Consider the following 6,603-nt stretch of genomic DNA (forward strand, 5'->3'; position numbering starts at 1 on the left):
CGCGCCGCCCGGCGGCGCGCGGGTCGTCGTGGCGCCATGCCTGGGCGCCTGCCACCGCGCGCCGGCGGCGGCGCTTGGGCATGAGCTGGTGGAGCACGCGACGCCCGCGCGGCTGGCGGAGGCGGTGCGGCAGGGGCCGCCGCCGCTGCCGGTGCCGCCCGGCCTCGCGGACTACCAGGCGCGGGGCGGCTATGCCGCGCTGCGCCGGGCCCAGGCGGAGGGCGCGACCGGCCAAGCGCGGCTGCTGGAGGCGCTGGACGCGGCCTCCCTGCGCGGCCTCGGCGGCGCCGGCTTCCCCGCCGCGCGCAAATGGCGGCTCGTCATGGCGCAGCCGGCGCCGCGCCACCTGGTGGTGAATGCCGACGAGGGCGAGCCCGGCACCTTCAAGGACCGCCACTGCCTGGAGACCGAGCCGCACCGCGTCCTGGAGGGGATGCTGATCGCGGCCGAGGCGATCGGCGCCGCGGCCTGCTGGATCTACCTGCGGGACGAGTACCCGCATCTGCACCGGGCGCTGGCGCGGGAGATCGCGGCGCTGGACGCGGCCGGGCTGGCGCGCATGCCGATCCATCTCCGCCGCGGCGCCGGCGCCTACATATGCGGGGAGGAGACGGCGCTGCTGGAAAGCCTGGAAGGCCGCCGCGGATATCCCCGGCACAAGCCGCCCTTCCCGGGGGAGCACGGCCTGTTCGGCCGGCCGACGCTGATCCACAATGTCGAGACGCTGTGGCTGCTGCCGGAAATCCTGGCGCATCCCGAAGCGGCGGCGGCGCATGCCGCCATGGGCCGCCGCGGCCGGCAGGGGCTGCGCTTCTTCAGCGTCAGCGGACGCGTCCGCGACCCCGGCGAGAAGCTGGCCCCGGCCGGCGTCACCGCCCGCGAACTGGTCGAGGAATTCGCCGGCGGCATGCTGCCCGGCCACCGCTTCGCCGCCTACCTGCCCGGCGGCGCCTCCGGCGGCATCCTGCCGGAACGCCTGGCCGACCTGCCGCTGGATTTCGGCACGCTGGATGCGCAGGGCTGCTTCGTCGGCTCGGGCGCGGTCGTCATCCTGTCCGACCGGGACGACCTGGCGGAGGCGGCGCGCAACCTGGTCCGCTTCTTCCGCGAGGAAAGCTGCGGCCAGTGCACGCCCTGCCGCGTCGGCACGGCCAAGGCGGATGCGCTGCTGCGGGCGCCGCGCTGGGACCGCGCCCTGCTGGAGGAACTGGCGGCCGGCATGGCCGATGGCTCGATCTGCGGCCTGGGCCAGGCCGCGATGAACCCGGTGCGCAGCCTGTTGCGCCACATGCCGGAGGCGGTGCCATGAGCGCGGCGCAGCCCGGCATGGCGACGGCGCCGGTCCGCTTCACGCTCGATGGCCGCGCGGTCGCGGCGGCGCCGGGCGAGACCATCTGGCAGGTGGCGACGCGGGAGGGGACGGAGATCCCGCATCTCTGCCACCGGCCGCAGCAGCCCGGCTATCGGCCGGACGGCAATTGCCGCGCCTGCCTGGTCGAGATCGAGGGCGAGCGCGTGCTCGCCGCCTCCTGCCTCCGCCAGCCGCGCGACGGGATGGTGGTGCGCAGCGGCAGCGACCGGGCGCAGCGGGCCCGCCGCCTGGTGTTCGAGCTGCTGCTGGCCGACCAGCCCGGCGCCGCGGCGCGGGATGCGGGCGCCGGCTTCGTGCAATGGGCGTGGCGGCTCGGCCTCGCCGGATCGCGCTTCCCGCCCGAGCCGGCGCGGCCGGCGCCCGACCTGTCGCATCCCGCCATGGCGGTGCAGCTCGATGCCTGCATCCAGTGCGGGCTGTGCGAGCGCGCCTGCCGCGAGGTGCAGCACAACGACGTCATCGGCCTGGCCGGGCGCGGGATGGGGGTGACGGTCAGCTTCGACCTGCTGGACCCGATGGGCGCCTCCTCCTGCGTCGGCTGCGGCGAATGCGTGCAGGCCTGCCCGACCGGGGCGCTGCTGCCGAAGGCCGTGCTGGACGACCAGGGCCACCGCGCCGCGCCGCCGGTGCGGGAGGTGGCCAGCGTCTGCCCCTATTGCGGCGTCGGCTGCCAGGTCGGCTTCCGCGTGCGCGACGGCGCGATCGAGGAGGTGGTCGGGCGCGACGGCCCGTCCAACCAGGGGCGGCTCTGCGTCAAGGGCCGCTTCGGCTTCGACTACCTGGCGAATCCGGACCGGCTGACCACGCCGCTGATCCGCATCGCGCCGAAGGACCCGCTCGATTGCCTCGACCCGCAGCGCGCCCGCGGCAAGTTCCGGGAGGCAAGCTGGGAGGAGGCGATGGCGCTCGCCGCCGGCGGCCTCGCCCGCATCCGCGACGCGCAGGGGCCGGATGCGCTGGCCGGCTTCGGGTCGGCCAAGGGATCGAACGAGGAAGCCTACCTGTTCCAGAAGCTGGTCCGCACCGGCTTCGGCACCAACAACGTGGATCACTGCACGCGGCTCTGCCATGCCGCCAGCGTCGCCGCGCTGCTGGAAGGCATCGGGTCCGGCGCCGTCACCGCGCCCTTCATGGCGGCCCGGGAGGCCGAGGTCATCCTCGTCATCGGCGCGCGGCCGACCGAGAACCATCCGGTCGCCGCCACCTTCCTGAAGGAAGCCGCGGCGCGCGGCGCGAGGCTGGTCACGCTGGACCCGCGCGGCAGCGCGCTCGACCGCCATGCCACGGAAGTGGTGCGCTTCCAGGCCGGCCGCGACGTGCCGCTGCTGAACGCCCTGCTGCACACGGTGATCGCCGAGGGGCTGTACGACCGGCACTATGTCGCCGCGCATACCGAGGATTTCGCCGGGTTGCGCGCGCATGTCGCGGCGCTGACGCCGGAGGCGATGGCGCCGCTCTGCGGCGTGCCGGCCGACCAGTTGCGGCGCGTCGCGCGGCTCTTCGCCGGGGCGCGCTCGGCCATGATCCTCTGGGGCATGGGCATCAGCCAGTCCACCCATGGCACCGACAACACGCGCTGCCTGATCGCGTTGGCGCTGCTGTGCGGCCAGGTCGGGCGGCCGGGGACCGGGCTGCACCCGCTGCGCGGGCAGAACAACGTCCAGGGCGCCTCGGATGCCGGGCTGATCCCGATGATGTTCCCGGACTACCGGCGGACGGGGGACGACGCGGCGCGCCGCCACCTGGAGGCGCTCTGGGACGCCCGGCTCGACCCCAAGCCGGGGCTGACGGTGGTGGAGATCATGCACGCCATGGCGCGGGGCGCGATCCGCGGCCTCTACGTGATGGGCGAGAACCCGGCGATGTCGGACCCGGACGTGACGCATGCCCGGGCGGCGCTGGCGCGGCTGGACCACCTGGTGGTGCAGGACCTGTTCCTGACCGAGACGGCGGCGCTGGCCGATGTGGTGCTGCCCGCCTCCGCCTGGCCGGAGAAGGACGGCACCGTCACCAACACCAACCGGCAGGTGCAGATGGGCCGCGCCGCGGTACCGCCGCCGGCGGGCGTGCGTCAGGACCTGGCGATCATCGTCGAGCTGGCGAACCGGCTCGGCCTGCGCTGGGACTACCGCCACCCGCGCGACGTCTTCCCGGAGATGGCGGCGGCGACGCCGTCGCTGGCCAACATCACCTGGGAGAGGCTGGAGCGCGAGGGCAGCGTCACCTATCCCTGCCACGCGCCGGATGCGCCGGGGGAGGCGATCGTCTTCGGGGACGGCTTCCCCACCGCCTCCGGCCGGGCCCGCTTCGTCCCGGCCGGGCTGCGCGACCCGGACGAGATGCCGGACGAGCGCTTCCCCTTCGTGCTGACCACGGGACGGCAGCTCGAGCACTGGCACACCGGCACCATGACGCGGCACGCCGCGGCGCTGGATGCGCTGGAGCCGGAGCCGACCGCCTCCCTCGCGCCGGCAGACCTCGCCCGGCTGGGCCTGGTGCCGGGGCAGCGGCTGCGGCTGGAGACGCGGCGCGGTGCGATCGAGCTCGCGGCGCGCGCCGATCCGGCGCTGCCGGAGGGGCTGGTCTTCGTCCCCTTCGCCTATCGGGAGGCGGCGGCGAACCTGCTGACCAACCCGCAGCTCGACCCCACCGGCAAGATCCCCGAGTTCAAGTTCTGCGCCGTGCGCGTCGCCGCGGCATGACTCCAGGCCCCCGGGATCCAAGGGCCCTTCGGCCCTTGGCGGGGAGGGCGCGGGAGGGGCAGGGCGCCTCCCGGGGGGTGCCGGTCGGGCGGCGGGCGTCGATCGCCCTGGGCGGCGCGCTGCTGGGCGGCGCCGCACCGGTGGCCGTGGAGGTCGCCCCCGGCGCCTTCGTCCTGCCGGGCGAGGCTGCGGAGGCCTCCGCCGCCAATCTCGGCGCCATCGCCAATACCGGCTTTCTCCTGGGGCGCGACGCGGTGGCGGTGGTGGATCCGGGCGGCAGCCTGGCGCATGGGCAGCGGCTGCGCCGCGCGGTGGAGGCGGCGACGCGCCTGCCCATCCGCCATGTCATCCTGACGCATGCGCATCCCGACCATGTGCTGGGCGGCGCCGCCTTCGCCGATCTTGGCGCCGAGGTCGTCGCCCATGCGCGGCTGCCCGCCGCCCTGGCGCAGCGGCGCGAATTCGACCGGCGCGTGCTGGCGCGGGAGGTGGGCGAGGCGGCGGCGGGCAGCGATGCGCTGGCGCCGACGCGGCTGGTCGCCGACCGGCTGGCGCTCGACCTCGGCGGCCGGGTGCTGGACCTGCGGGCCTGGCCCACGGCGCATACCGACCACGACCTGACCGTGCTGGACAGCGGCGCGGGCATGCTCTGGGCCGGCGACCTGCTCTTCCTCGGGCGCATCCCGGCGCTGGAGGGCAGCCTGGCGGGCTGGCTGCGCGTGCTGGCGGCGCTGCGCGACCTGCCGGCGGTGCGGGCGGTGCCGGGCCATGGCCCGGCTTCCGTGCCCTGGCCGGAAGCGGCGGCGGACCTGGCGCGTTACCTGGAGGCGCTGCGCGACGGCACCCGCGCCGCCATCGCCGCCGGGATCGGCATCGCCGAGGCGCCAAGCCGCGTCGCCCCGGAGGAGGCGCGGCGCTGGCCGCTGGCCGAGGCCTATCACGCCCGCAACGTCACCGTCGCCTACCGCGAACTGGAATGGGAGTAGCCGCCATGCATCCCGCCTTCCCGCGCCGGCCGCTGCTCCTCGCCGGCCTGTCGCTGCCCGCCATCGCCCATGCCCAGGGGATCGAGCCGGCGGAAACGCCGCGCCGGGCGGCCCGCTGGCACGACCTGCGGCAGGCGATCCTCGGCGACCGGCCGGTGGCGCCGGCCGGCGCGGCGCTGGACCTGACCGCGCCGGCCCGGGCGCAGGATGCGGCGCTGGTGCCGATCGCCATCGCCCTCTCGGCGGAGATCGCGCCGCAGGTCACCACGCTGACGCTGGTGGTGGACGAGAACCCGCTGCCGCTGGCCGCCGTGTTCCGGGCGGGGCAGCCGGGCGCGCTGCGGGCGCTGACCGCCCGTATCCGGGTGGATGCCTATACGCTGCTGCATGCGGTGGCGGAGACGGCGGATGGCAGGCTGCTCGAGGCGGCGCGCTTCGTGAAGGCTGCGGGCGGCTGTTCCGCCCCGATCGGCGGCGACCTTGAGGCGGCGCGGCAGCGCATGGGCCGGATGCGGCTGGCCCTGCCGGAAGGGCCGCCGGGGCCGGGCCGGGCCGTGCCGGTGCAGGTGGCGATCAGCCATCCCAACACCTCCGGCCTGCAGATGGACCCGCTCACCCGCCTCTCGATCCCGGCCGAGTATATCCGGGAGATCCGGGTGACCTATGCCGGGGCGGAGGTGATCGGCGTGGCGCCCGACATCTCCATCGCGGAGAACCCGACCTTCGGCTTCACCCTGGCCGGCGAGCCGGGCGGCGAATTGCGTGTCGAGGCGGCGGACAACCGCGACCGCCGCTTCGCCGGGACCTGGACGCTCGGGACCACCGGCTGAGGGCGGGGTAGGGCGGAATCACGGTGTCGCGAGAGGCGTCGCGTGCTAGGCTTGCCGCCAAGCGGCCGGGCGCGCGCCCTGGCCGGAGGAGGGGGAGAAGGGTCCGCCGGGCTGCGCCGTCCCCTCGATGGAATCTCCGCTCGTGATCGAACTCGTCATGGTCGTCTGCCTCGCCGCCTCCCCCACCGAATGCCGGGAGGAACGGCCGGTGGCCGAGATCGGCTCCGTCATGGCCTGCACCACCAAGGCGCAGATCATCGCGGCGCGATGGCTGGCGCAGCACCCCGCCTTCACCCTCAGCCGGGTGCGGTGCCAGGTGAATGTCCCGCGGCAGGAGAGGATCTGAGGCCGCGGCGCCCGAGCGCGCGCGCACCGCACCGATGCCTGGCGGCAGCGCGGCCTGCCGGGGGCCCAGGGTCTCGGGGTGCCGGCCGGCCCGGACCGAAGCGCCGCACTGCTCTGCGGGGGAGGAGGCCGTTTGGCGCGCGGCCATGCCGGCGCGGATCGCCGCCGCCCGCACCGATGGTTGGCGGCAGCGCGGCCTGCCGGAGGCCGCAGGGTCTCGGGGTGCCGGCCGAGCCGGGCCGAAGCGCCGCGCTGGTCTGCGGGGGAGGAGGCCGTTCGGCGCGCGGCCATGCCCGCACGGATCGCCGCCATCCGCCGGGACCGCGGCGCGCGGCCGCCGCACAGCGCGGGGCCGTGCCCGGCGCCTC

5 protein-coding genes are annotated in these 6,603 nt (G+C 75.9%); all 5 read left to right on the forward strand.

Annotated features, from left to right (window positions below; all coding sequences use genetic code 11):
- Positions 1-1,309: NADH-ubiquinone oxidoreductase-F iron-sulfur binding region domain-containing protein (locus E2C05_RS34360; protein WP_133222734.1), on the forward strand; the 1,309-nt coding region annotated here is incomplete at its 5' end.
- A complete protein-coding gene (gene fdhF, locus E2C05_RS26905) occupies positions 1,306-4,074 on the forward strand; it encodes a formate dehydrogenase subunit alpha (RefSeq protein WP_240046909.1) in 2,769 nt (922 codons plus the stop codon). The genes E2C05_RS34360 and fdhF, both read left to right, overlap by 4 nt.
- Positions 4,075-4,151: 77 nt before the next feature.
- The gene (locus E2C05_RS26910; protein ID WP_200306784.1) at positions 4,152-5,060 is read left to right on the forward strand and encodes a quinoprotein relay system zinc metallohydrolase 2; all 909 of its coding nucleotides are present in this window, start codon (positions 4,152-4,154) and stop codon (positions 5,058-5,060) included.
- A gap of 5 nt (positions 5,061-5,065) precedes the next feature.
- Positions 5,066-5,890 carry a quinoprotein dehydrogenase-associated SoxYZ-like carrier gene (locus E2C05_RS26915; protein ID WP_158292386.1) on the forward strand — a complete coding sequence of 275 codons (825 nt, stop codon included), beginning with the start codon at positions 5,066-5,068 and terminating at the stop codon, positions 5,888-5,890.
- Positions 5,891-6,017: 127 nt separating this feature from the next.
- Entirely contained in the window at positions 6,018-6,236 is a 219-nt protein-coding gene (locus E2C05_RS26920) for a hypothetical protein (RefSeq protein WP_133222738.1), read from the forward strand.
- Positions 6,237-6,603: the final 367 nt, after the last annotated feature.

Origin of the sequence: Paracraurococcus ruber, assembly GCF_004353985.1 — a bacterium.
GTDB classification, from domain to species: domain Bacteria; phylum Pseudomonadota; class Alphaproteobacteria; order Acetobacterales; family Acetobacteraceae; genus Paracraurococcus; species Paracraurococcus ruber.

Coding starts and splice junctions, on each gene's coding strand:
- E2C05_RS26920 (WP_133222738.1), top strand. CDS start 6,018: ATGGAATCTCCGCTCGTGATCGAACTCGTCATGGTCGTCTGCCTCGCC.
- E2C05_RS26915 (WP_158292386.1), top strand. CDS start 5,066: ATGCATCCCGCCTTCCCGCGCCGGCCGCTGCTCCTCGCCGGCCTGTCG.
- fdhF (WP_240046909.1), top strand. CDS start 1,306: ATGAGCGCGGCGCAGCCCGGCATGGCGACGGCGCCGGTCCGCTTCACG.